At 65.4% G+C, this 25354-nt stretch carries 22 protein-coding genes; 13 read left to right on the forward strand and 9 right to left on the reverse strand.

Annotated elements, in window-relative coordinates:
* Window positions 1-125 precede the first annotated feature (125 nt).
* The 3 genes from AC3A4M_RS03740 to rsmD are packed head-to-tail and all read left to right on the forward strand — an operon-like array spanning window position 126 to window position 3864.
* On the forward strand, window positions 126-1094 hold the full coding sequence (locus AC3A4M_RS03740) for a DAK2 domain-containing protein (protein WP_498734044.1): 969 nt from the start codon (window positions 126-128) through the stop codon (window positions 1092-1094).
* A complete protein-coding gene (locus AC3A4M_RS03745) occupies window positions 1087-3294 on the forward strand; it encodes an ATP-dependent DNA helicase RecG (protein ID WP_498734045.1) in 2208 nt (735 codons plus the stop codon). Before AC3A4M_RS03740 ends, AC3A4M_RS03745 begins: the two co-directional genes overlap by 8 nt.
* 3 nt (window positions 3295-3297) lie before the next feature.
* Window positions 3298-3864 carry a 16S rRNA (guanine(966)-N(2))-methyltransferase RsmD gene (gene rsmD / locus AC3A4M_RS03750; RefSeq protein WP_498734046.1) on the forward strand — a complete coding sequence of 189 codons (567 nt, stop codon included), beginning with the start codon at window positions 3298-3300 and terminating at the stop codon, window positions 3862-3864.
* Here rsmD and AC3A4M_RS03755 read toward each other — a convergent pair.
* Window positions 3861-4631 (reverse strand): spermidine synthase, encoded by a 771-nt coding sequence (locus tag AC3A4M_RS03755; RefSeq protein ID WP_498734047.1) that lies wholly within the window; start codon window positions 4629-4631, stop codon window positions 3861-3863. The genes rsmD and AC3A4M_RS03755 overlap by 4 nt on opposite strands.
* A 2-nt stretch (window positions 4632-4633) precedes the next feature.
* Complete coding sequence (locus AC3A4M_RS03760) at window positions 4634-5875, reverse strand: aminotransferase class I/II-fold pyridoxal phosphate-dependent enzyme (RefSeq protein ID WP_498732743.1); 1242 nt, start codon at window positions 5873-5875, stop codon at window positions 4634-4636.
* 75 nt (window positions 5876-5950) lie between these two features.
* On the opposite strand from AC3A4M_RS03760, the gene coaD reads away from it, so the two are divergent.
* The 8 genes from coaD to fmdA all read left to right on the forward strand — a co-directional run bounded on the left by coaD (window position 5951) and on the right by fmdA (window position 11365).
* Complete coding sequence (coaD, locus tag AC3A4M_RS03765; protein WP_498734048.1) at window positions 5951-6433, forward strand: pantetheine-phosphate adenylyltransferase; 483 nt, start codon at window positions 5951-5953, stop codon at window positions 6431-6433.
* 115 nt (window positions 6434-6548) lie between these two features.
* Window positions 6549-7124, forward strand: coding sequence for a YceD family protein (locus AC3A4M_RS03770; RefSeq protein WP_498734098.1), 576 nt, complete (start codon window positions 6549-6551; stop codon window positions 7122-7124).
* Between the two features lie 2 nt (window positions 7125-7126).
* Window positions 7127-7330, forward strand: a complete 204-nt coding sequence (gene rpmF, locus AC3A4M_RS03775; protein ID WP_055240805.1) for a 50S ribosomal protein L32 — start codon at window positions 7127-7129, stop codon at window positions 7328-7330.
* An 11-nt stretch (window positions 7331-7341) separates the two neighbouring features.
* Complete coding sequence (gene rnc, locus AC3A4M_RS03780) at window positions 7342-8037, forward strand: ribonuclease III (RefSeq protein WP_498732745.1); 696 nt, start codon at window positions 7342-7344, stop codon at window positions 8035-8037.
* On the forward strand, window positions 8030-8995 hold the full coding sequence (gene mutM, locus AC3A4M_RS03785; RefSeq protein WP_498734049.1) for a bifunctional DNA-formamidopyrimidine glycosylase/DNA-(apurinic or apyrimidinic site) lyase: 966 nt from the start codon (window positions 8030-8032) through the stop codon (window positions 8993-8995). Before rnc ends, mutM begins: the two co-directional genes overlap by 8 nt.
* 150 nt (window positions 8996-9145) lie before the next feature.
* Window positions 9146-9787, forward strand: coding sequence for an AmiS/UreI family transporter (locus AC3A4M_RS03790; RefSeq protein WP_498734050.1), 642 nt, complete (start codon window positions 9146-9148; stop codon window positions 9785-9787).
* Window positions 9784-10068, forward strand: coding sequence for an FmdB family zinc ribbon protein (locus AC3A4M_RS03795; protein WP_139006516.1), 285 nt, complete (start codon window positions 9784-9786; stop codon window positions 10066-10068). The genes AC3A4M_RS03790 and AC3A4M_RS03795 overlap by 4 nt, the downstream gene beginning before the upstream one ends.
* Window positions 10069-10108: 40 nt before the next feature.
* The gene (fmdA, locus tag AC3A4M_RS03800; protein WP_498734051.1) at window positions 10109-11365 is read left to right on the forward strand and encodes a formamidase; all 1257 of its coding nucleotides are present in this window, start codon (window positions 10109-10111) and stop codon (window positions 11363-11365) included.
* A 66-nt stretch (window positions 11366-11431) separates the two neighbouring features.
* Here fmdA and AC3A4M_RS03805 read toward each other — a convergent pair whose 3' ends face one another.
* The 4 genes from AC3A4M_RS03805 to AC3A4M_RS03820 are packed head-to-tail and all read right to left on the reverse strand — an operon-like array spanning window position 11432 to window position 17014.
* On the reverse strand, window positions 11432-12247 hold the full coding sequence (locus tag AC3A4M_RS03805; RefSeq protein WP_498734052.1) for a serine hydrolase domain-containing protein: 816 nt from the start codon (window positions 12245-12247) through the stop codon (window positions 11432-11434).
* A gap of 23 nt (window positions 12248-12270) precedes the next feature.
* Window positions 12271-13299 carry an NAD-dependent epimerase/dehydratase family protein gene (locus AC3A4M_RS03810; RefSeq protein WP_498734053.1) on the reverse strand — a complete coding sequence of 343 codons (1029 nt, stop codon included), beginning with the start codon at window positions 13297-13299 and terminating at the stop codon, window positions 12271-12273.
* The gene (locus tag AC3A4M_RS03815) at window positions 13296-15995 is read right to left on the reverse strand and encodes an alpha/beta fold hydrolase (protein ID WP_498734054.1); all 2700 of its coding nucleotides are present in this window, start codon (window positions 15993-15995) and stop codon (window positions 13296-13298) included. The genes AC3A4M_RS03810 and AC3A4M_RS03815 overlap by 4 nt, the downstream gene beginning before the upstream one ends.
* Complete coding sequence (locus AC3A4M_RS03820; RefSeq protein ID WP_498734055.1) at window positions 15989-17014, reverse strand: 3-oxoacyl-ACP synthase III; 1026 nt, start codon at window positions 17012-17014, stop codon at window positions 15989-15991. The genes AC3A4M_RS03815 and AC3A4M_RS03820 overlap by 7 nt, the downstream gene beginning before the upstream one ends.
* Window positions 17015-17262: 248 nt before the next feature.
* On the opposite strand from AC3A4M_RS03820, the gene smc reads away from it, so the two are divergent.
* Complete coding sequence (gene smc / locus AC3A4M_RS03825) at window positions 17263-20871, forward strand: chromosome segregation protein SMC (RefSeq protein WP_498734056.1); 3609 nt, start codon at window positions 17263-17265, stop codon at window positions 20869-20871.
* A 56-nt stretch (window positions 20872-20927) separates the two neighbouring features.
* Here the strand turns inward: smc and AC3A4M_RS03830 are convergent, their stop codons facing one another.
* Complete coding sequence (locus AC3A4M_RS03830) at window positions 20928-21662, reverse strand: glutamine amidotransferase (RefSeq protein WP_498734057.1); 735 nt, start codon at window positions 21660-21662, stop codon at window positions 20928-20930.
* Window positions 21659-23179: a CYTH and CHAD domain-containing protein gene (locus AC3A4M_RS03835; protein WP_498734058.1), complete on the reverse strand. Its 1521-nt coding sequence runs from the start codon at window positions 23177-23179 to the stop codon at window positions 21659-21661. Before AC3A4M_RS03835 ends, AC3A4M_RS03830 begins: the two co-directional genes overlap by 4 nt.
* Window positions 23180-23358: 179 nt before the next feature.
* Between AC3A4M_RS03835 and ftsY the strand changes: the two genes are divergently transcribed.
* Window positions 23359-24564: a signal recognition particle-docking protein FtsY gene (ftsY, locus tag AC3A4M_RS03840; RefSeq protein WP_498734059.1), complete on the forward strand. Its 1206-nt coding sequence runs from the start codon at window positions 23359-23361 to the stop codon at window positions 24562-24564.
* 131 nt (window positions 24565-24695) lie between these two features.
* On the opposite strand, the gene AC3A4M_RS03845 is transcribed toward ftsY, so the two are convergent.
* The coding region (locus AC3A4M_RS03845) for an HNH endonuclease (RefSeq protein ID WP_498734060.1) at window positions 24696-25354 on the reverse strand (659 nt) is incomplete at its 5' end.

Consider the following 25354-nt stretch of genomic DNA (forward strand, 5'->3'; position numbering starts at 1 on the left):
GTTTTGCAGCCATGCCCGAAACGTTACGCACTGTCGGGCTCCGGCTACGGTAGGCTCGGTTAACGCCGGAGAACTGAAAGAGTCCGTTGGCCTTTTTGCGCCGGCGGCAGCGGGATTGGAACACCTTGCACGCAAAGATAGCCGCGAACACACAGGCGCTCAAGCGCTGGCTGGCGAAAGCGGAAGAGGTGCTCGGCAACCACAGCGACCGGCTCAATGCCATCAACATCTTTCCCGTTGCGGACGGGGACACGGGCACCAACCTGTACCTGACGGTGAGGACAGCTTCCCTGGCGGCCGCCGAGACGGATACCGCGGATGTGGGCGAACTGCTGGCGGCCAGCGGGCAGGCAGCCATGGAAGAAGCGCGCGGAAACTCCGGCACCTTGTTCGCGGTCTTCCTCTCCGCGATGGCGGAACCGTTGAAAGGCACCACCAGGATGACCGGGCCGTTGCTTGCCGCGGCGCTCCAGCGGGCGGAAATCCGCTGCTGGTCGGCGTTAAGCGATCCGGTGCCCGGGACCATGCTCTCGGCCATGGAAGCAGTCTCACGCGCTGCTAATTCCCAGGGAGCCGCCCACAACGGGGACGATTCGAACCACGGTCTGGCAGTCACGCTTGAAGCAGTGGTGGAGGCCGCCCTCGACGCCGTCGTGCAGACCGAAGACCAGCTCGGCGCGCTGGCTGCCGCACAGGTGGTGGACGCTGGAGCAGTCGGCTTCCTGCTCATCATGGACACGTTGCGCTCCAGCGCCCTCGGGGTGGAACTGCAGCCGGAACTGCTGGACGGGCTGCACGGCTACAACCTGCAGGATCCGCACATCCACCTCGGCCAGGCGCACGAAGGCGTGGAAGTCATGTGCACCATCAACTTGAGTCCGCTGGATGCGGCCACCCTGCGACTGCAGTTGGACGAGCTGGGCGATTCCGTGATCCTGAGTGCGGTGACCGAGTCGGAGGCCGGCTACCGCTGGCGGGTCCACGCCCATGTCCCGGCAGCGGAGCCCGCCTTGGCCGCGATCCGGGCCTTCGCCGAACCATCCAATTTGTCCGTGACCGATCTTTCCGCCCCGGTGTACGAGGCCCATGACTGAACATCTGCCGGCAGAAGTCGAACTCGAACTGAAGCGGCGGCTCGGCCAACGCAGCGCTTCGGCGCTGGAGAAGCACCTTGGCCTGACCACCGTCGGCGAACTGCTGAATTATTTCCCGCGCCGCTACCTGAAGCGCGGTGAGCTGACCAGTATTGCCGAGCTCCCGCGGGATGAAAACGTGACCTTGGTGGCCCGCGTTGTCAGTTGCACTACACGCCGGATGCGTGCACGGAAAGGTACCCTGACCGACGTCGTCGTCAGCGATGATTCCGTCCGCGGATTGAACCAGGTGCATCTGACATTCTTCAATGCGTACCGTGCGGACAAGGAACTGCTGCCGGGCACGCTGGCCATGTTTGCCGGCAAGGTCACCACTTACCAAAGCCAGCTGACGCTGACCAATCCGGACTACGTGCTGCTTGAGGACGAGAGCGGTTTTGACGCCGAGGAAGCCCGGCGCCCCGTCCCGCTGTATCCGGCCACCGCCAAGCTAAGCAGCTGGCGGATCAAGGCCGCCGTCGAAGCTCTGCTCGACGTCGTGGACTTCAGCCGGGTCGAGGATCCGGTGCCGGCCGATATCGCCATCCGCGACCGGCTATATTCGCTGGAGGACGCCTACCAGCAGATCCACCGCCCCCAGGACTTGGAATCGGTGGCTAAAGCCCAGGAGAGGTTCAGGTACCAGGAAGCGCTGATCCTGCAGACCGCGCTGGCTCGGCGCAGGGCACAAGCGGCCGCCGAGGAAGCAACCGCCAGGCCGCACCGCCGTGCTGGATTGCTGGAGCGTTTCGATGCCTCGCTGCCCTTCACCCTCACCGGTGGCCAGCAGGAAGTCGGAGCCACCATTGCCGCGGAGCTCGCGGAGAACCACCCGATGAACCGGCTTCTGCAGGGGGAAGTGGGGTCCGGCAAAACGCTCGTTGCCCTGCGCGCCATGCTCCAGGTCATCGACGCCGGCGGCCAGGCCGTCCTGATGGCGCCAACGGAGGTGTTGGCCGGCCAGCACTACGAATCGATCCGGCGGATGCTGGGGCCCCTGGCCGAGGGCGGCATGCTTGGCGGCGATGAAAACGGGACCCAGGTCGTACTGCTGACCGGTTCCGTGGCGGGCGCTGCCCGGCGTCGTATTTTGCTGGATATCGGGAGCGGTCAGGCGGGCATTGTCATCGGCACGCATGCCCTGCTCTCCAAAGAGGTCGAGTACAACGATCTCGGCCTGATCGTCGTGGATGAGCAGCACCGCTTCGGCGTCGAGCAGCGCGACCAGTTGCGCGCACAGGCCATCAAGCCGCCGCACCTGCTGGTCATGACCGCCACACCGATCCCGCGCACCGTAGCCATGACTGTTTTCGGCGATTTGGAAACATCGGTACTGCGGGAACTGCCGGCCGGACGCGCCCCGATCCGTACCTATCTGGTGGGACTCGTGGAGAACCCTGGGTGGGCAGACCGGATCTGGGCCAGGGCGCGCGAGGAGGTCGACGCCGGTAGGCAGGTGTACGTGGTCTGTCCCAAGATCGGCGACGACGAAGGTGAGGATCCGGCCAGTTTTGAGCCGACTGCCGATGCCGGAGAGGAAGGCCGCCCGCTGGCTTCCGTCCAACGGATTGCCGAGTTTCTCGGGGAGCTGCCGGTCTTGTCCGGAGTGCGCATCGGTGTGCTTCACGGCAGGCTGGACTCGACGGAAAAGAACGCCACCATGGCTGCTTTCACCGAGGGACAGCTGGACCTGCTTGTTTCCACCACCGTCATCGAAGTCGGTGTGGACGTGCCGAATGCCACGATGATGGTGATCCTTGATGCGGACCGGTTCGGCATTTCCCAGCTGCATCAGCTGCGGGGACGGGTGGGCCGCGGCTCGCTGCTGGGCACCTGCCTGCTGGTCACAAGCCTGGAGCCGGGCCACCCCAGCCGGGAGCGGCTGCAAGCGGTGGAGGCGACCACTGACGGATTCCGGCTGGCACAGGACGACCTCAAGCTGCGGCGCGAAGGCGACATTCTGGGGTCATCCCAGTCCGGTGGCAAGTCCACGCTGAAGCTGCTGCGCGTCATCAAAGACGAAGCCGTGATCGAACACGCCCGCATGGACGCCGCGGCGATCATCGAACACGACGCGCAGCTGGCGGACTACCCGGAATTGGCCGAGGCCATCGAACTGTATCTCAACCCGGAGAAAGAGGCTTTCCTTGAACGGGGGTAAGCAATGAGCCGGGTGGTGGCCGGGGCCGCCGGCGGCATGACGCTGGCCAACGTGCCGGGCACCGCGACGAGGCCGACGACGGATCGGGTCAAGGAGGCCTTGTTCTCACGCCTCGAGTCGTACGACATCATCCATGACGCCGTCGTTCTGGACCTCTTTGCGGGTTCGGGTGCCCTGGGGGCCGAATGCGCCAGCAGGGGAGCAGCCCGCGTCGAACTGGTCGAGCTGGCGGAAAAGGCCGCGGCTGTGTGCCGGCGCAACGCCGAGATGATCAACTCCGTGCTGCGCCGGGCCGTCGTGCAGGTCCACCGTACCGGCGCCGAGGGATACCTGGGCAGGCTGCAGGAGGGCAGGCATTACAACCTGGTGCTGATCGATCCGCCGTACCCGCTCGCCGAAGACAAGCTGGCGGAGATCCTGGCCCTGCTGGAGCCGTTCCTGGCGGAGGGTTCCGTGGTCGTCGTCGAACGTTCCTCGCGTTCGCCGGAACCATGTTGGCCAGCCGGGCTGGAGTGTTTTTCCGGCCGTAAGTACGGTGAGACGCAGTTGTGGTTCGCGGAGCCGGCCTAAGCCAGCACGAATGATTCAAGCTCGGCGCCCGTGAGCACATTCCCCGGGTGCGGACCGGCAGCCAGCAAAGACTGCGTCCAGTCCTCCGGCCACGAATCCCGTCTGGCCGCGAGCACCAAATTGCCAGCATAGCGGCTGGTGAACATGCCCGCTTCGCCCAGTACGGCCACCGCTGGCGTGCAGTCCGCCAGCTCCGCGATCTGACGTTTGGCAAAGGCCAGCGGAGGGTCGTCGCCAACGTTGACCAGCAGCACTCCGCCGGGCGCCAGCAGTTCGAGCAGCTCGCTGTAGAAACCGCCCGTGGCCAGATGCTCCGGGGCATCCTCGCCGGCGAAGACATCGAGCACGACGACGTCGAACTCGCCGTCGATATCGCCAAAGGTCAGTTCCTGGCGGGCATCCCCGATATAAACCGTCAGATCGGTTCCCTCGGGTAGCGGCAGTTGGTCGATGACGTAGTCCAGCAGCTCACGTTCCAGCTCCACAGCATGCTGCTCGGAGCCGGGCCTGGTGGCCTGGAGGTAGCGCGCCAGCGTGAGTGCGCCGGCACCCAGATGCAACGAGCGCAGAGGCTGCCCCGGTTCGCCGGCAAGGTCCACGACGTTGGCAATCCGGCGCAGGTACTCATAGAAGACATGCTCCGGGTGCTTCAGATCGACATGTGACTGCTCGGCTCCGCCGATACTCAGGACGTATGCTCCCGGCACCCTGCTGTCCGGGTCAATGGAGGCATGCAGGCCGCTGCCGCGCAGAAAACGATTCGGCACCGCTAGAGCCTGTCCTTCAAGGTGGCGATCCTCGACGCCGCTTCCTCCAGCACATCCACACGCTTGCAGAAGGCGAAGCGCAGCAGCGACTTGGTCCGTTCCGCACCTGCCGGGTGGCAGAACACGGGAACCGGTATGGCTGCCACGCCGACCAGCTCCGGGAGCCGGCGGGCCAAAGCGGTTGCGTCGGTAACGCCCAGCGGCGCCGCGTCCACATTGATGAAGTAGGTGCCCTGCGGGGTGAAGACGTCCAGACCCGCCGCCCGCAAGCCTTCGCTCAGGATGTCCCGCTTGCGCTGCAGTGTGCCCGCTAGGTCCTCGTAGAACGATCCGTCCAGCGCGAGACCGGCTGCCACGGCCGCCTGGAAGGGGGTGCCGGAGGAATAACTGAGGAATTGCTTGACGGTCCGCGCCGCCGCCACAAGCTCGGCCGGTCCGCTCATCCAGCCGATTTTCCATCCGGTGAGCGAGAACGTCTTACCCGCGGAGGAAATGGTCAGGGTGCGCTCCGATGCGCCGGGCAGCGTGGCCACGGGTATGTGGGCTACTCCGAAGGTGAGGTGTTCGTAGACTTCATCCGTGATGATGATGGCGTCGTGGCGGTTGGCCAGCTCCACGATGCGTGTGAGCGCCTCCCGCGTGAAGACACTGCCCATCGGATTGTGCGGGTTGTTGACCAGGATGACGCGCGTCCGGTCGGAAAAAGCGGCCTCAAGCGCGGCCAAGTCCGGCTGGAACCGGGGCGCCAGCAACGGTGAGGTGACGTGGGTTGCGCCGCTGAGCGCGATCACAGCACCGTAGGAGTCGTAGAACGGCTCGAAGGTCAGGACCTCGTCGCCGGGCCCGGTCAGGGCCAGCAGAGCGGCGGCCAAGGCTTCCGTAGCCCCGGTGGTCACGATGATTTCCGTCTCCGGATCCGGCGTCAGCCCATAGAAACGCCGCTGATGCTCGGAGATCGCTTCGCGCAGCGCGGGGATTCCCTTGCCCGGGGCATACTGGTTTGCGCCCGCCGAGATGGCGTCACGGGCAGCCTCCCGCATCAGCTCCGGACCGTCCTCGTCAGGAAACCCCTGGCCAAGGTTGATCGCACCGACGCGGACGGCCAGCGTGGTGATCTCCTCGAAGATGGTCACGCCCAAATGGCCGTCCGCACCCAGGAGGTTGGCGCCTTCGGCCGTGCGTAGCCACGGTGCGCGCTTCCCGGAGGCGGATCCTTGGGCCAGGTTTTCGTCCGTTCTGCTCATGTCTCCCAGTAATATCACTACAACCGCGGGCTCACGTGCTGTGACTTGTGCAGTGAATGGATTAGATTCATAGATATGCGCCGAGCCGTCTGCCCTGGATCCTATGACCCGCTGCACAACGGGCACGTGGAAATTATTGCCCGTGCCGCCAGCATGTACGACGAAGTGATCGTCGCCGTCTCCACCAACTATGCGAAGAAATACAGGTTCTCTCTCGACGTGCGCCTGGGCATGGCGCGCCAGACCCTGTCGTACCTGCGCGGGATCACCGTGGAGCCGATGGGTGACGGGCTGCTGGCGGAATTTTGCCGCAGCCATGGTGCAGGTGTCATCATCAAGGGACTGCGTTCCACGCAGGATTACCAGTACGAACTGCCCATGGCCCGGATGAACCGCCATCTCACTGGCGTCGAAACCGTGTTCCTGCCGGCGGAGAACAATTACACACACCTCTCATCCACTTTGATCAAGGAAGTGGCGGCGCTCGGTGGTGATATCGCGGACTTTGTTCCCAAGGCCGTGCTGCAACGTTTCCAGCAGGACGAACAAGGACAATAGTCCTGCGGAGCGTCCATTTGAGAGTATGGGCATCTTCGCGCTAAGATAATACGTCGGTCTATGTTCTATAGGAGTTCTCATCGTTGTGATCATGAATCATGATCAAAATTCGCCCCTGGCCATTTCGGTCAAGGATCTCGGGCGCAGCCCGGGTACTATGCGGACCCTGAACGAGCATGTACCTGCACCGGATCAGTTCGGTGCAGCACTCATTGGCGTGCAGGAAGGCTCCGATATGGAGTTGGATCTGCGGCTTGAGTCCGTACACGAAGGTATTCTGGTTTCCGGCACTTGCACCGTTGATGTAACGGGGGAGTGCGGGCGCTGTCTGGATGCAATCGAGTATGATCTCTCCGTCAGGGTGCAGGAACTCTTCTACTACGAGGGCTTCGATCCGCAGGATCAGGGCCCGGATGATGAAGAGGCTGAAGAGCAGCGGCGGGTAGAGCGCGATTCAATCGATCTCGAACCGGTGTTGCGGGACGCAGTGGTAACCGCCCTGCCGTTCCAGCCGGTGTGCCGGGAAGACTGTAAAGGCCTTTGTCCTGAATGCGGGATGCGCCTTGAAGAGGATCCGGGCCACCAACATGAGGTTTTGGATCCTCGCTGGGCAGCCCTCGCCGGGTTGGCTGGCACAGCTGCCGATGAGGCAGCAACACGTACAGAGTCAGACGAGAGAGAAGAGAGTTAGTCGTGGCTGTTCCCAAGCGGAAAATGTCCCGCTCGAATACGCGCGCACGCCGGTCCCAGTGGAAGGCAACTGCGCCCAACCTGGTGAAGACCGTTGAGAACGGCCGTGTCACCTACAGCCTGCCTCACCAGGCCAAGGTCGTCACCGACTCGGCAGGCACCGCGCTGTTCCTTGAGTACAAGGGCCGCAAGGTAGCCGACGTTTAAATAGCGTCCGCATGCCTTCAACTGAAGAGCTTTTGAAGCGTCTCGGCGTCGAAATCGACGCCGAGACGCTTCGTCTTGCTCTGACACATCGTTCCTACGCATATGAACACGGCGGCCTGCCGACCAATGAGCGCCTCGAATTCCTGGGCGACTCCATTCTCGGCTTCTCCGTCACTGATGCGCTGTACCGCGACAATCCGGATCTGCCCGAGGGCGAGCTGGCCAAACGCCGTTCCGCCGTCGTCAGCACCCGTGCACTGGCAGGGGTTGCCCGCGACCTGGATCTGGGCCAGTACATTCTGCTCGGCCAGGGCGAAAAGCTGACCAACGGCGCAGACAAGTCTTCCATCCTGGCGGACACGGTCGAAGCGCTGATCGGCGCTACCTACCTCGTCAGCGGCATCGAAACCGCGCGCGGGATGGTCATGCGCCTCATTTCCCCGCTGCTCGCGGATGCCGAGGCTCTAGGCGCGGGCACGGACTGGAAAACGAGCATCCAGGAACTGGCCGCCGCCCGCAAAATGGGCAGCGTCGAATATGCCGTCCAGGGCTCCGGTCCGGACCACGCCAGGACGTTCGTGGCAACGCTGCGCATCGGCGGCACCGCTTATGGCCAGGGCACCGGCCACTCCAAGAAGGAAGCCGAGCAGGAAGCTGCCGCCGTCTCGTGGCGCCAGCTGCGTTCCGTCGAACCCGCAGATGCCTGAACTGCCTGAAGTCGAGGTAGTCCGCCGCGGCCTGGCCCAGTGGGTTCGCGGCCGCACCATTACCGGCGTCGAGATCCTGGACGAACGTTCCATCCGCCGCCATGCGCTCGGCGCCGAGGACCTGCGCGGCAACCTCGAAGGCGCCAGGGTGGAAGACGTGGTGCGCCGCGGCAAGTTCCTTTGGCTGCCGCTGCGCGAACAAACCAACAACGACGGCGGTGCGCCGCAGCTTGCGCTGATGGCCCACCTCGGGATGAGCGGGCAACTGCTGGTCGAGGATTCCGTCCAGCCTGACGAAAAGCACTTGAAGGTCCGCCTCATCCTGAGCCCTGCCGCGAATGCCGACGGCACGCCCATGCCGGCCGAACTGCGCTTCGTCGACCAGCGGATCTTCGGCGGGGTTTTCCTGTCGGACCTGGTGCCGACGGCTGACGGGCACGCGGGAGGGCTGTCGGAAACCGGCATGCCGCTGGTGCCGGTGGAGGCCGCGCACATCGCCCGTGATCCGCTGGATCCTGCCTTCTCGTTCGATGTCTTTTACCGCCGCCTGCGTGCCCGCCGCACCGGAATCAAACGCGCCATCCTGGACCAGGGTCTGGTCTCAGGGATCGGCAACATCTACGCCGACGAAGCCCTCTGGGCAGCCAAGCTGCACTATGCCCGGCCCACCGACACGATGCGGCGCAAGGAAGCGGAAAGGCTGGTCGAAGCCTGCCGCGACGTCATGAACCGCGCACTGGACGCCGGGGGAACCAGCTTTGACTCCCTGTACGTGAACGTCAACGGTGCCTCAGGGTACTTCGCCCGGTCGCTGAACGCCTACGGGCGCGAGCGGGAAAACTGCAACCGTTGCGCCGCGCTGGGACTGGAGACCAAGATCCGGCGGGATGTCTTCATGAACCGTTCCTCCTACTCCTGCCCGGTGTGCCAGCCGAGGCCGCGCAACGGCCGCTGGTAGCCTGGCCGTCGCCCCTGTCCCGCCCGAAAGCGGCAATAAGCCCATGCCATAGGGTTTTCCCAACGTCTCCCATTGACCTGGGCAACCATGGGTTGTTAGGTTCGGCCCATACCCGTTCGTTAGTTCCACTTCCTTTGCGATGAGGCAAATATGGCTAGTGCAGGACTGTTATACGTAGGAGCAATTCTTTTCATCAATGGGCTGATGCTGCTCGGCCGGATTCCCGGAAAATCAGCCGCAATACTCAATCTCTTCGTGGGCGCCCTGCAGACCGTGGTGCCGCTTGTACTGCTGTCCCAGGCCCAAGGCGAATTGGCCCCGACGTTTGCGGCAGCCGGTCTGTTCCTGTTCGGCTTTACCTACCTCTACGTCGGCATCCTGCAGCTGACCGGCATCAGTGCCGAGGGACTCGGCTGGTTTAGCCTCTTCGTGGCTGTCGTCGCGATAGTTATCGGCGTCCTCAGTTTCACCCTGATCTCGGATCCGCTGTTCGGCGTCATCTGGATTACGTGGGCCGTGCTGTGGTTCATGTTCTTCCTCCTCATGGCCCTGGGCAAGGACTCGATCACGGCCGCCACTGGATGGTTCGCAATCTTCTGTGGCTGGTTGACCTGTACCATTCCCGCCCTGCTGTTGCTCAGCGGCAGCTTTGTCTCGACGGCCACCACCGCCTGGACCGGTGCGCTGATTTTCGCCGCATCCTTTGCTGCCTCACTGTTCCTGGGGCGGCCGCGACAAAAGAGCAACGCGGACCAGGTAGGGCCGGCAACAACACAAGGAGCGGCTTCATGACCCTTTACGAGTACCGCTGTGCCGCGTGCGATGCGGTGGAGCTGAATTTCGCCATCGGACAGGCACCGCAGAGCGCCGAATGTCCTGGCTGCGGACGTCAGGTCCGCAGAGTCTTCAGCCCGCCGAGACTGTCCATCGCCGGGACCAGCGCCTACAAACTGCTGGACAGCACGGCCAAGAGCGCCCACGAACCTGAGGTAGTCTCCGGGCTGCCCGGCAGGAAGGCGCCCAAGCAACGTTATACGCACAATCCGCTGCACCGGAAGCTTCCGCGGCCCTGATCCGCAGGACGCAGAACATCAATAAGGGGAGTAGAGATTAATGCCAGAAGTCATTTTCCCGCTCGACTCGAGCAAGAAATTCGAAGACCAGGAAAAAGTTGGACACAACCGCTACCACCCGGAGATCCCGCCGGTGGCGACGGTTAAACAAGGTGTGTCCGTCCGGATCGACTGCCGTGAATGGTTCGACGGGGCCATCGTCAATGATGACTCCGCGGAAGATATCCGCAATGCTCCGCTGTTGACCGTGCACAAACTCAGCGGTCCGTTTGCCATCGAGGGAGCCCAGCCGGGCGACCTGCTCGTCGTCGACATTCTGGATGTAGGACCGATCCCGCAGGAGGATTCGGGGCCGCTGGCCGGCCAGGGCTGGGGCTACACCGGGATTTTCGCCAAGACCAACGGCGGCGGTTTCCTCACGGAGCAGTTTCCGGATGCGTACAAGGCCATTTGGGACTTCACGGGCCAGAAAGCGACCTCACGACACGTGCCGAATGTGTCCTTCAACGGCATCATCCATCCGGGGCTGATGGGAACCGCCCCTTCGGCGGAGCTGCTGGCCAAGTGGAACAAGCGCGAGGGCGATCTGATCGCGACTGATCCGGATAGGGTGCCGCCGCTGGCGCTGCCTCCGGAGCCGCGGTCCGCGCTGCTTGGCGGTGTACCGGAATCCGATTTTGACCGGGTTGCCGGCGAGGCCGCGCGTACAGCGCCGCCGCGGGAAAACGGCGGAAACCAGGACATCAAGAATCTGACCAAGGGATCGCGGGTCTTCTACCCGGTGTTCGTGGACGGCGCCAACTTCTCGCTCGGAGACCTGCATTTCTCCCAAGGCGACGGCGAAATCACCTTCTGCGGGGCCATCGAAATGGGCGGGTTCATCGACCTGCGTTTCGAAGTGATCAAGGGCGGAATGGACACCTACGGCGTCAGAGAGAACGCCATCTTCATGCCCGGCACCGTGGACCCGCAGTTCTCCGAGTGGCTGGCTTTCTCCGGCACGTCGGTCACATTGGATGGCAAGCAGCACTATTTGGACTCGCACTTGTCCTACCAGCGCGCCTGCCTGCATGCTATCGATTACCTGACGAAGTTTGGCTACAGCCCCGAGCAGGCCTACCTGCTTCTGGGCGCGGCGCCGATCGAGGGCCGGTTGTCCGGAGTGGTGGACATCCCCAACTCATGCTCGACGGTGTACCTGCCGACGTCGATCTTCGATTTCGATGTGCGGCCATCGGCGTCCGGACCGTTCCAGATAGATCCCGGCATCGGCGCCCCCAAGGCGTCAGCGGGCTGATACCGGATTGGTGCTGTGGACGTCCATCCAAACCGACGTCCACGGCACCGCACGCTTGGAGGAACTTCAGCCGGCCAAGTCGGCCAGCGCCGCATCGGTGAACGCCGGCCAGGCCTCGGCCGCCCAGGGGCCGAAGTCCCGGTCCGTGAGCGTGACGCAGGCGGCGCCGGCTTCCGGGTCCACCCAGAGGAACGTGCCGGACTGGCCGAAATGGCCGAAAGTGCGCGGTGAACTGTTTGCACCCGTCCAGTGAGGCTGCTTGCCGTTGCGGATTTCGAAGCCCAGGCCCCAGTCATTATCCTTCTGGCGCCCGAAGCCGGGCAGCACGCCTGCCAACCCGGGGAAAACCACGGAGGTGGCTTCGGACAACGTGGAAGAATCCAGCAACCGGGGCTGCTGCAGCTCCGCCGCGAAGCGCGACAAATCGGCGACGGTGGAGGTGGCTCCGGCGGCGGGGGAACCCTCCAGCGAAGTCCGCTGCATGCCCAGGGGCAGCAGGACGCCGTCGCGCAGATAGTCGGCGAAGGCCATCCCGGTTGCGTGTTCCACTGTTTCGCCGAGGACCTCGAAGCCGGCGTTGGAGTACAGCCGGCGTTCGCCGGGAGGATAGCGCACGGAGCGGTCACCGAAGTCGTAACCGCCGCTGTGTGCCAGCAGATGACGGACCGTCGAACCTTCCGGTCCTGCGGGCTGGTCCAGTTCCAAGGCGCCTTCCTCCACTGCCAGCAACACAGCATAGGCGCTGAGCAGTTTGGTGACGGAGGCCAGGGCGTAATGGCGGTCCTGGTCTCCATGGGAGCCCAGCAATCCGCCGTCCTTTCCGATTACCGCGGTGGAGGCATTCGGGACCGGCCAGTCGGCGATATGTTTCAGACTCTGCATGCTGATTCTCCTGCGGGTGGTAGTTAGGCGTGCCGGCCGGACCGGCCGAGGTAGTGCTCCGCGAGCCGGTCCAGGCCCTCTTCGATGCTGACCGCAGGGGACCAGTCCAGGACCTCGCGCGTGCGGCGCTGGTCGAACCAGTGCGCGGTGGAGAGCTGTTCGGCCAGGAACCTTGTCATCGGCGGTTCGTCGTGGACCAGGCCGCGTTTGCCGGCTGCAGTCCATGCGCGCTCGATCACGCTGCCGGCACCCCTGGCCAGCCAGCCCGGCACATTCCAGACAGGAGGTCTCACCCCGGCGGCCGCGCAGATGCCAGCCAACAGTTCGCCTACCGGCCGCGGCTGGCCGTTGGTGACCACCAGCGCCTGTCCGTGGGCGTGGTCCATCCGCTCCAGCGTCCGAGCTATGGCTGCGGCGGCGTTGTCGACGTAGGTGCTGTCGATCAGCGCGCTGCCATGGTCCAGCAGGGGCAGCCGGCCAGCACGTGCCCGCGCCACGACCCGCTCGACCAGTTGGGTGTCCCCGGGACCCCAAACGACGTGCGGACGGACGGCGGCCACCCGGAAACCGGGGGAGTCTTCTGCCAAGGCGAGCAGCTCGGCGGCAGCCTTGGATCTGGCATAGTTTCCGTGCGCGCGTTCGGGATCCGCAGTTCCCTCGCCGGCGCCGGCAATGGCCGTACCGAAATGGGCGACTGACGGCGACGAGACGAACACAAAGTCGCGCACGCCGGCGCCACGGGCGGCCTTGAGCAGACTCCGGGTACCTTCGATATTGGTGGCGACAAAGTCGTTCCACTCGCCGGTGAAGGAAACCTTTGCAGCCAAATGCACGACGGCGTCAACGCCCGCAACTGCGCGGGCCACGGACAGCTCGTCGGTCAGCGACCCTCGAACCGTTTCTGCCTGTGCCGCATTCCGGGCCAAGGCAGCCGGGCGCCGCTGGAAGGTGCGCACGCGGTGGCCTTGCTCCATCAGCAGCCGGGCGACGGCACCGCCAAGCATGCCGCTGGCGCCAGTGACCAGGATGTTCCGGGCGGTTCCGGGGCTCATGGCTGGCCCATCCGTCCTCCGGCCAGCGACTTCGCAGCCCATTGTGCCAATGCGGCCCGGTCGATCTTGGAATTGTGCCGGATATCGGTAGGCAGCCCGGGCACCAGCAGGACGGAAGCAAGATCCAGACCGGTTTCTGCTGCGACTCTCTCGCGCACCTCGGCACTGAGCTTCCAGGCGGCCGGCGCGGGTTTCCGTGCCTTCGGCTGCGTTTCGACGACGGCGACCGCAACCTGGGCACCGTGGGGGCCGACGCCCACCACGGCCGCCCGCGCCACCTGGGGGACCGATTCGGCTGCCTGCTCGGCGGCCACGGGCGTTCTGACGCCGTGGGCAGTGGTCAGGATGTGTGCCAGCCGTCCCTCGACCCAGAGGCGTCCGGCGTCGTCAAGATGCCCCACGTCGCCGGTGCGGTGCCAGCCGGGAACGGATCTGCTGCGCGATTCGGTGATCCACAACCGGTCATAGCGGTCCTTGACGTGTGGGGCACTGACCAGGATCTCGCCTGTGACACCGGGCCGGGTGACGGGTTCATCCGTGCTGCTGCCGTCCGGGTTCAGGGCGGTGACGGCGACCCTGGCACCGGACACGGGAGTGCCGACGCAGACGCCATTGCCCTTACCTGCTGCCCGGATTTCCTCGAGGCTGATGTCGGTGACGGGCAAGGCCTCGGTCATCCCGTACGGCGTGTGGAGGGATGCGTTGGGGACGAGCCGCTGGACTTTGGCTAGCAGCGGCTCCGGGATCGGCGCGCCGGCGGAGAGGAGCAGTTCAACCTCGCCCAAAGCGCCGCGCTGCGGGCCGGACAGCTCGGCGGCGGTGGCCACGACGTTGTTCAGCGCCGCCGGGGACGCGAAGACGGCCGTCGCCTGCACGGCGGCCGCAGCTTCGGCCAGTGCCGCCGCGGTCAGGGTCTTGGGCGCCGTGACGTCCATGTCGGGGGTGACCGAGGTGGCTCCCAGCGCGGGCCCCAGCAGGGCGAAGGGGGCGAAACCGGCAACCAGCGCGGTGCCGGCCTGCAGCTTGTACGTATCCTTCAAGGTATCCCGCATGGCGGCCAGCTGCCGGTGCGTGTAGACCACGCCCTTCGCCGGTCCGGTGGAGCCGGAAGTGAAGAGGATAGCGGCATCCGCGTCCGGTTCCGGATCCGTTGCGGCGGCCTCGGTACCGCGCGTGTCCGGGACCGACTGCAGCAGGTCTTCCACTGTGTGGCTGACGCCGTACAGCGCGCGTTTGGGTGCGCTCATGGCTGTGGCGCTGATCTTCACCCCAGGCCATTGGAAGAGGCGGGCGGCAACGAAGGCGCGTTCAATTCCGATGATGTACTTAGGGCCGGCGCCCTTGATGGCACGGCTGAGGCCGGTGGCGCCCAAGCCGGCGTCGGCTACCACGATGACGGCGCCGAGCTTCAGGCACGCGTAGATCAGGCTGGTCAGCTCGATGCCGGGCGGAACCAGCAGGTTGACCCGGTCTCCGGCCTTGACACCGATGGACGACAAGCCTGCCGCCAGACGGTCCACTACGGCGGCCAGTTCGGCCCACGACAACGTCCGCGGGCCGGTTCCCGGCTCGGCGTCGAGCGGGGCCATGTCCACCACGGCCGGCGAACTGTCCCCGGCGCGCTCCGCCAGTTCGGCCAGCATGGGACGGAACGAGCCCGTGCCTGCTGCGGGCACCGTCGGTGCAGCTTCAAGGGTGCCGCTTTCGGAAGCGCTGGCATGCGCCACTGCCTGGGCCAGCCCGCTTCCGCCGCCGTCCAGGTCCAGGCCGGGCGTCAATCTGTCCAGCCAGTTGAAGACGGGGGTGGAGATGTCTGCGTCTTCGGGGAGCAGATGGCCGGCACCTTCGAACCGGTGCACGTCGGCCTGCGGCAGGCGCTGCAGCAGATCACGCAGGTAGCGGTCGGAGAAGATCGGATCCTTCGGCCCCCACAGGACCAGAGCCGGAACATCCAGCGAACGGATGCCGTCGGCTACCCCGGTGAGCGTGCGCCAGCTGGGGGCGGACGGATCCGCGGGGATGTCGGCGACGAAGTTGCCCACCCCGGACCTGCGTCCGGCGCTGCGGTACGGTGCCATGAATGCTTCGCGGACGTCCTTGGCCAGCGAGGGATGCGCCAATGCATGTGTCACGCGGAGGAAAGCGGCCGACGTCGTCGTTCCCCAGCTGTGCACGGCCGGGTGCAGCGCGAGCTGCAGCGGGGCGGGGACGGAGTAGCCGGCCGGATGAACGGCCGTGTTTGTCAGGACGACGGCGGCGAGCTGCTGACGGTGGCGTGTTGCCCAGCCGAGGGAGATCAGGCCGCCCCAGTCGTGGCCGACGGTGACGACCGGGCCCGTGAGGTCCAGCTCCCGGGTCAGGTCGCCCAGATCGGTGATGCGGTCCTCAAGTCGGCGGAACGTACCCGTGCGGGCGGAGAAGCCCATGTCCAGCTGGTCGACGGCGACAACCCGCCAGGGCCGGTCCGCCTCGGTTGCTGCGGCCAGCAGGCTGCGCCAGAGGTAGGACCACGTTGGGTTGCCGTGCACGCAGAGCAACGTGCCGACGGGCGTGATTCCTCGCTCTTCCAGCTGAGGGCCGTTGTCGAGCAGATGCCAGGTGTGCGTGCTGCCGTCCGGGTCCGCTGCCGCCGTCGAAGGTACGTTGACGCGGCGCGACCAGACAGCCCGGACACCGGGCCACAGCTCAGTTACCACGCAATCTCCATCATGGCCGTGTTCAGCCCGGAGCCCACGCCCATGCACAGGACGCGGTCGCCGGCGTTGAGGCTCTGCGCCTCCTGGGCCAGGGTCATCGGCAGCGACGCCGGGCCCACATTGCCCCACTTCGGGAAGGTGATCGGCACTCTCTCCTTCACGAGGTTGACCGCCTTGATGATGGCGTTGGTGTACGAATTGGAGACCTGGTGGGTGACGTAGCGGTCCATGGACCCCCAGTTCCAGCCGTGGTCATGCGCCTCATGCCACGCTGTGACCACTAGTTCAAGTCCGCCCTCCAGCAGCCCCTTGGTATCGGTGAACATCCCGTCCTGGCCGCCCACGCACAGTCCGTGGTGTTCCGTTCCGGCGCGCGAGACGCCGCCGATGATCCGGTGCGAGCCGGGGTGCAGGTCCGCCGGGCCGATCACGGCGGCGGCGGCACCGGAGCCTAGCGTCAGGGTGGCGAATTCGCGCAGGTAGTCTTCCCGGGAGGACTCCGGGTCGTTCAGCCGTCTGAAGGTGGTTTCCTGGGTTTGCTGCGCATCTTCCCCGGCGACGATGAGTGCGTACTTGATCTGGCCGGAGTCGATCATGTTGGCCGCCAAAGTGATCCCGTTGACGAACCCGAGGCAGGCATTGGCCAGGTCAAAGTTAATGGCCGACGACGGCAAACCCAAGCTGTGGTGGATCTTCACCGCCACGGATGGCTCGAGGTTCTTGCGGGTCACCGAGGTATTGATCAACAGGCCGATTTCGTCCGGCTCGATCCCGGCTTCGGCCATGGCTTTGGCGCCGGCTTCGATGGCGGCGTCGTCGAAACTTGTGCCCGGCGACCACCAGCGGCGTTCGGATACTCCGGCAACACGCTCAAGCAGACGCTTGGAAAGGCGCAGACGCTTGAGGCTGGGGGCCAGGCGCTCGTCGAACTCCGCGGAACTGACGACTACCGGCGCCTCCACACTCGTGACGGCCAGCAGTGCCGTGTTGTCATGTCGAAACGTCGCGTTACCGATCAATATCCAGCCTTTATTCGTGTTTCTGTCCGCGGCACCGGTCCGCGCCTGTGATGCACCCCGAAACCTTAACTATGCACCTAATGCGGCCGTTCCTGCACATGCACCCTGCGGCATGCATATGTGATTAACCGCTCCTCCACAGCAGACCCGGGAGGCCGGGTTGCGCACACTAGCGCCCCATTGTGCCGCGGCCTGCATAGGAAACACGATAGATTGTTTCAAGGAAAAAGTGCTGCGGGAGACACAATTTGCATCTGAAATCTCTGACTGTGCGCGGCTTCAAGTCTTTTGCGTCTGCCACGACCTTCGATTTCGAGCCCGGTGTCACGGCCGTCGTCGGCCCCAACGGGTCCGGCAAGTCCAACGTCGTCGACGCATTGGCCTGGGTCATGGGCGAACAAGGTGCCAAGACTCTGCGCGGCGGCAAGATGGAAGACGTCATCTTCGCAGGGACCTCCGGCCGTTCGCCGTTGGGCCGCGCCCACGTCTCCTTGACCATCGATAACGCCGACGGCGCGTTGCCCATCGAATATGCCGAAGTCACCATTTCGCGCACGCTTTTCCGCACGGGCGGCTCCGAATACGCCATCAACGGCAGCAACTGCCGCCTGCTGGACATCCAGGAACTGCTCAGCGATTCCGGCCTCGGCCGCGAAATGCACGTGATCGTGGGCCAGGGCCAGCTGGACCGGATTCTGCATGCCACTCCGGATGACCGCAGGGGGTTCGTTGAGGAAGCCGCGGGAATCCTCAAGCACCGGCGGCGCAAGGAAAAGACGGTCCGGAAGCTTGAGTCGATGCAGGCCAATCTCGCCCGCCTGACGGATCTCACCGGGGAGCTCCGCCGGCAACTGACCCCGCTGGGCAAACAGGCCGAGGTGGCCCGCCGCGCCCAGCAGGTGCAGTTCGAGGTCCGGGATGCGCGGGCGCGCCTGCTGGCAGATGACTTGGTCCAGCTGTCCGCTGCGCTGGCACAGGAAGTGGCGGACGAGGCCGCGATGAAAGCCAGGCAGGCCGAGGTGGAACGGACGCTGGAGGCCGGACGGCAGCGGCTCGCGGAACTGGAACGGCTGGCGGCAGAGGCCACACCGAGGCTGAATGCCGCCCGGGATGCCTGGTACCAGCTTTCTTCCGCCCGCGAACGGTTCAGATCACTCGGCAACCTAGCCAATGAACGACGGCGGCTGCTCGGCAATGCGGATGCGGAACCGGAAACCGGACGGGATCCGGACCAGCTGGAACAGCAGGCCGCACAGGTACGCGAAGAGCAGGCGGAGCTCGAGTTCGAGCTGGAGGACCGCAGGGAAGCCCTGGAGGACGCGGTGCAGGCCCGCGCCGATGCGGAAGCCGGCGCCGCCGCCGAAGACCAACGCCTGACCGCCATCCTGCGGGCGGCCGCAGACCGCCGTGAAGGTCTTGCGAAACTCGCCGGACAGGTGGCTGCGGCCCGCTCGCGGGCGGAGGCAGCGGAAGCGGAGCTGGGACGCCTGCGTGCCTCGATCGGTGAGGGCGAGGAACGCCGCCGCAAAGCGCAGACCGAATTCAGCGCCCTGGAATCCCAGGTCGCCGGAGTGGAGGAAGGGGAGGAGGGCCTCGACGCCGAATACGAGCAGGCATCGCAGGAGCTGGATGCCATCGAGGAAGAACTCGAAGCCCTCGTCGCGGAGGAACGCGAAGCTGAACGTGAGCGCGATGCACTGTCCGCGCGAAAGGAAGCACTGGAAGTAGGCCTCGACCGCCGGGACGCCAGCGAGGCTCTGCTGGCCTCCGGTTCAGAGGGCGTCTTGGGGCCGCTGGCAGAGCTGATCTCGGTGGAGCCCGGCTACGAGCCCGCGATAGCCGCGGCACTGGGCAGCAGCGCCGAAGCTGTGGTCATCGCAGACCGGGATGCCGGGGTGCAGGCGTTGGAGCTGATGAAGAGCGAGGACGCCGGACGGATTGAGCTAGTCTTCGCATGGACTGCGGATCAGGCCCAGACAAATCAGGCTTCCGCGGATCAGGCCTCGGCGGACCTGGCCCTTCCGGGTGGTGCGGTCCGTGCCCTTTCCCTGGTCACGTTGAAGGAAGAAGCCGCGGCGGTACGCGCCTTGCTGGCTTCCGTCGTCGTTGTTGAGGATCTTGCCGGGGCTGCGGAAGCTGTTTCCGCCCGTCCGGAGCTGACCGCGGTCACTAGGGCCGGCGAGGTCTTCAGTGCCTATAGTGCCCGCGGCGGATCGGCCGGCCGGCCAAGCCTGCTGGAGGTGCAGGCTGCGGTGGAGGAGACGGGCCAACGCTTGGCGCAGGCCACAGCCAGGGCAGAACGGGCCAAGTTTGCAATCGCAGCCGCAACGGCGCGGCGTGCAGAAACCGGCGCCCGGGCAGAGGCGGCGCTGGAACAGCTGAACGAATCGGACGCCCGGCTGGCGGCTGTGGCTGAACGGCTGGGCCATCTTGGCTCGACGCTGCGCTCGGCCGTGGGGGAGAGTGAGCGGATTGCCAGGCTGGTTGAGGCTGCCGAAGCGAACGTTGCCACTGAGCAGCAGAAACTGGCGGAGATCACCCAGCGGCTCGGTGCCGCCCAGGAAGCTCCTGCAGAATCCGAGCCCTCAACCGAAGAACGCGACGCGCTCGCAGCCGCCGCTACCAGGGCGCGCCAGATCGAGATGGAAGCCAGACTTGCCCTGCGCTCGGGCGAGGAGCAGCTGAACGCCATTGGCAACCGCGCCGCATCGCTGGAACGGGCAGCGGCAACGGAACGGCACGCCCGGGCGCAGGCAGCAGAGCGGGCACGTCAGCGTCAGGTGCAGGCGGCCAAAGCCGCCGCCGTCGCACGCGGCGTCAAGCAGGTGCTTGCCTGGCTGGACGTCTCAGTGGACCTGGCCGTACGCGAACTTGATGCTGCCGAGGAGGTCCGGGCAGCACGGGAGCGCGAACTGGCCACCGTCCGCACCTCGACCGACGCGCTCGCCAACGAGCTGCGGGAGCTGACGGATTCCGTACACCGCGATGAGATGGCGCGGGCCCAGCAGCGGCTGCGCATCGAGGCCCTGGAAACAAAGGCGATCGACGAACTGGGCCTGACCCCGGACCATCTCGTGGCTGAATACGGGCCGGACCAACCGGTTCCGGTGGCCACGGCAGCGTCGAATGACAAGTGGGCGGCCCTGCGCGCGGAGGTGGACGAAGACGGTAACCCCGTGGTCGAGGGAGTGCCGTTCGTCCGGGCGGAACAGGAGAAGCGGCTGAAGAAGGCCCAACGGGACTTGACCTCCCTAGGCAAGGTGAACCCGCTGGCGTTGGAAGAGTTTGCGGCGCTGGAGGAACGCCATCAGTACCTCAGCGGCCAGCTGGAGGATCTCAAGGCCACGCGCAAGGACCTGCTGGACATCATTAGGGAAGTCGATGAGCGGGTGGAACGCGTCTTCACCGAGGCATACCATGACACTGCGGCACAGTTCGAACGCGTCTTCGGCCGGCTGTTCCCCGGTGGGGAAGGACGCCTGGTGCTCACGGACCCGGACGACATGCTCACCACGGGTATCGAGGTTGAGGCACGCCCGGCCGGCAAGAAAATCAAGCGCCTCTCGCTGCTCTCCGGCGGCGAGCGCTCATTGACCGCGGTGGCCCTGCTGGTGGCGATCTTCAAGGCGCGGCCATCGCCCTTTTACGTGATGGATGAGGTTGAGGCGGCCCTGGATGACACGAACCTGGGGCGGCTGATCACCATTTTCGAAGAGCTGCGCGAATCCAGCCAGCTCATCGTCATCACGCACCAGAAGCGCACGATGGAAGTCGCCGACGCACTCTACGGCGTGACGATGCGGGGGGACGGCGTCTCCACCGTGATATCCCAGCGCCTTGCCGCGGCAGAGGTCTAACGATCCGAGGCACGACGGCGGCGGCCCCGTGGCCGCGCCGGTCCCGCCTGCGGTGTTTAGTCCCGCCGGTAGCGCCGCACGAAGTTGCGCAGCACGTGTTGGGGATCGGTGACCACGCTTCCACGGACACTTTCCATGACCCTCGACGCTTCGGCCGGCGGAAAGTACCCGGCAAAACGGTAGATGGAGATCCGGGTCAGCAGCCCGTCGATGTCGAGTTCAGGGTGGAACTGTGTGGCGTACAGGTTCGATTTCAGCCGGAACATCTGGACCGGGCAGGTAGCGGAGCCGGCCAGCCGCACGGCACCGGCCGGCAGTGTCGAACACGCTTCCTTGTGTCCCACAAAAGCCTGGAACCGGTCCGGCACGCCCGCCAGCAACGGATCCTTTCTGCCATCGTCGGTCAGGACTATCTCTACTTCGCCGATCGGCTCGCCATGGGTCCTGTCCACTACGCCGCCTTGATGCAGGCCCAGCGTGCCGACGCCGTAGCAGGCACCGAAAAACGGGAAATCCGTGGCGATGACCTGATCGAGCAGGCGGCCGAGCTCGCGTTCAACCCGGTGCTGCACCGCCGATTTATCCGCGGGCGCATCGCTGGAGTTGAACGGACTGCCGCCCAGAATAATCCCGCTGTAGGCATCCAGATCAATGTCCGGCAGCGGGGTGGCCTCCAGCCGCACCCGGTGGAGTTCCCCCTCCACGAGGCCGCCGAAGCGCATGAACGCCGCATACTCTTCGTCGGCTGCTTTGTCTTGGGCCCGGGTAGCCAGGAGCAGGAACGGCTTCATGGGTTGATGCTAGTGGAAGGGAACCGTTTCCATTCACGGCGGAAGGCCGCTTCCGCGTTCTCGGCCGCAAACTGTTCCAGCGCGTGCAGACGGCCGTAGGTGAAGCCGTTCTCATTCTGCAGGGCGGCCCCGGCCCCCAAACGGCGCAGCAGGTCGCGAGTCAGGACGGTGTCCTGGTGCACGCCGAGCGACTGCTGCACCCGGTGCGCCGCATCGGCGAGCCGCTGTGCGCGCTTTCCGCCTACCGGGACCGCAGCTTCCGCCGCATACCGCAGCCGTTTGGCACGGATGCGGACCTCGTGCAGGGCGCCTGCATCGATGCCCTGGCCGGGAACTCGCTCCACCGCCGTGACCGACTTGCGCAGCCGTTTGGCCTCCCGCTTGACGCGCCTGCCGATCACCTCGCGCGCCGGCTCCGATGCCACCGCCGTCAGCGCGGGATCGGACAGCAGCGCATCCAGGGCATCGAGCAGGCGGAAGTACCGTTTCGTATCGAGCGCCCGCAAGGTCTTGGCCCGCGCTGCCTTCAGATCGGCGGTGAGCTGCTCATCGATCCTGCGGGCAACGGGTCCCAGCACCAGTTCCGGGGGCTCCCCGGCAAGTATGTCCCGGAGCCGGTCCTGCATGACCTGAGCGTCACGGGCCTCGCCCAGCAGGCCCGCAAGCCACTTCAGCTCACCCCGCAGCTCACCTGCTGTATCGCCGGCCAGCAGTTTGCGGTAGGTGGCCAGGCACGAGCGCAGCCGCCGGGAAGCCACGCGCATTTTGTGTACCCCTTCAGGCTCACCCGACCGCACCAGCGGATCCTGTTCCTTCAGGCTGCGGACCTGCTGACCCAGAAAGAAGAGTACGACGGCGGCCGCGTCACCTTTGCGCTTCGGACGGGGCGCAGCCGGCTCCGGCTGGCGGGAACGGCCAGCCAATTCCGACAACGGCGCGGATCCGCGGGATCCGCGCTGTGCGCCGGAGCCGGCGCACAGGGCGTCACAAGCGTCCAGCAAGTCCTGATTGCCCTCGACCAGCTCAATCGCCCATTCCCGCCACCGGCTGCCCCCGGACGGACTTCCCTCCTGCTCGGACCGCAGATGGTCATCCAGCACGTCGGCCAGCACCTCATCCCCGGAACCCCGGAGCCGGTGCGAAACTCGTCTGGTCAGGACCCGGGCAACAGGAACCAACGGCTTGTCCCGCACATGCACACGCACCAACTGCAGTAGGATCTTCGGCACCCCGTCCGTGCCGCGGCCGGGAGGTGAAGAGCTGACCGGGCGCTCGCCGTCGTTAGTTGGCTGCTCCAGGTGCCAACCGGCTTGAGCGCCGGTGCGACGTTCAAGCGTGATGCCCCGTGCGGCCAGCACGAGATCCTCGGTATCGAAGTACACCGCCTCGAACTCGGCTTCCACGCCTTGCTCCACACGGCTAACGCCCGGCAGAGTATGCAGAGCGGGCAGCGGCGCCGACTCGTCGACGTCGTAGGCACGTCCAGGCTTTGTGCCGTACCCATAGTCACTGGCCATATCCGGCCTTTCGCTTTCGCCCTGAATCCGCTACGGAGCGCGGTGCGGCCACCGGCCCGGCACAGCAGGGGAGGTGACGCCATAATAAGCCCGCACGCCGGATTCGCCCACCTCCCGGTTCCTGTCCCAACGGCGGCGGTGCGTCCGAAGGTGGCAGGGGCTGTGAGAAGCTAGGGATTGTGAACGACGTAACCATGATCCTTATATACGCTGTCATCGCGATCGCCGTGATCGGTACGGTTGCCATCCTCTTGGTTAAGGGTCGCAAGACTCCTCCGGGAACCTACACCACCACTCGGGACGCCAACGACCCGGTGCGCGGCGGCGGTACCGATACTTTGGAAGCGCCACCCGCGCCGGCCGAACCCCGTGTTGCCGTTCCCGAAGAGGAACTGCCCGCGACCGAGGTCGAAGTTGCCGACGATGTGGCGGGCATCGAGACCGTACCGGTCGAGACCCCTGCTCCGGTTGAGGGCCGGCTGGCCCGCCTGCGCGCCCGCCTGATCAAGTCCAACAACGCCATGGGCAAGGGCCTGCTGGCGCTGCTCTCCCGGGACAAGATCGACGAAGATGTCTGGGACGAAATCGAGGAAACGCTCCTGATGGCGGACCTCGGCACCGAGCCAACGATGGAGCTCGTCGACGCCCTGCGCGACCGGGTCAAGGTCGCCGGCAGCCAGGACCCGGAACACGTCAAGGCGATGCTGCGTGAAGAACTCATCAAGCTTGTTGATCCCGGCATGGACCGTTCGCTGGCAGTCGAGCGCCATGCGGATCGCCCGTCTATCGTCATGGTGGTAGGCGTCAACGGCGTGGGCAAGACCACCACCGTTGGTAAGCTCGCCCGCGTACTGGTGGCCGAAGACAAGGATGTGCTGCTGGGCGCGGCGGATACCTTCCGCGCCGCGGCAGCAGAGCAGCTGGCAACCTGGGGCCAGCGCGTGGGTGTGCCTACCGTAAAGTCCGACGTCGATGGTGCGGACCCGGCGTCCGTCGCTTTTGAAGCAGTGAAGGCCGGCATTGACCAGGAAGTCGACGTCGTCATGATTGATACGGCCGGCCGCCTGCAGAACAAAGTGGGCCTGATGGACGAGCTTGGGAAGGTCAAGCGCGTCATCGAGAAGCAGGCGATGGTTGACGAGGTCCTGCTGGTTCTGGACGCCACCACCGGACAGAACGGACTGAACCAGGCCAAGGTCTTCTCCGAGGTCGTCAATATCACGGGCATTGTGCTGACCAAACTGGATGGAACTGCCAAGGGCGGAATCGTTGTAGCTATTCAGCGTAGCCTCGGCGTTCCGGTCAAGCTGATTGGCCTCGGTGAAGGTGCGGACGATCTGGCTCCGTTCGAAGCCGAAGGTTTTGTGGATGCACTCCTGAACTAAGGGCGTTCTACCGTCCTGCGGGCACTTGCCGGCGGGACGTTTTCGATGACCAATGCCGAAGGGCGGACGTGATAGTACGTCCGCCCTTCGGCATATTTAGAGCAGCTGCTTTGGCCGGGCCTCAAATTTCGTTAGGCGGCGGGGCGGTAGAGGAAGTCGATGCGGCCGAGTGCCTGTTCGAAGATTGACACCGGCTCCGGCGTCTCGTCCGGTTGTTCTGTTGCCGGTGGTGTGCCGGGCAGTGCCGGTGCGGTGGATTGGTAGGTGTGCCCGGTCGGCGTTGTCGTTTCGACGGTGTGCCGGGGTCCGGGGATTGTTCGGGCGTGCCAGCCGTCGGCTTCTTTCGCGAGGTTACACGCTTCACACAGGCCTTGTCCGTTGACCTCGTTTGTCTTTCCGGCGTCGCGCCAGGGCACGACGTGGTCGTGGTGGCGGATGGGTGCGTCGCACCACGGGGTACGGCAGAGCTGGTCCCTGGCCTGGATGACCCGCTGCATTCCGGCGGGCATCAAACGCGCCCGCGAATCCATTCCGAGTAACTGCCCGGTACCCGGCGCGGTGTAAAGCCGGCGCACCCACACCTCCACCTCGCCAGCAACGGCTGCATCGCCGGGGTCTCTTCGCTTCGAACCGGGAGGCCCTGTCGCCGGTATCGGTTCGCCTGTGTCTGGCGGGCCGGCGCCGGTAGCGCCATTCCCAGCGCCGGCATCCGCGGCGCCGGCAACGATCTTGTCTTCCGCGGCGCCCGGTACCGGATTACTGGCCGCGGGGTGATCGGCGCTGCCGTTCC

The organism is Arthrobacter sp. Soil_C_60, from assembly GCF_057656375.1.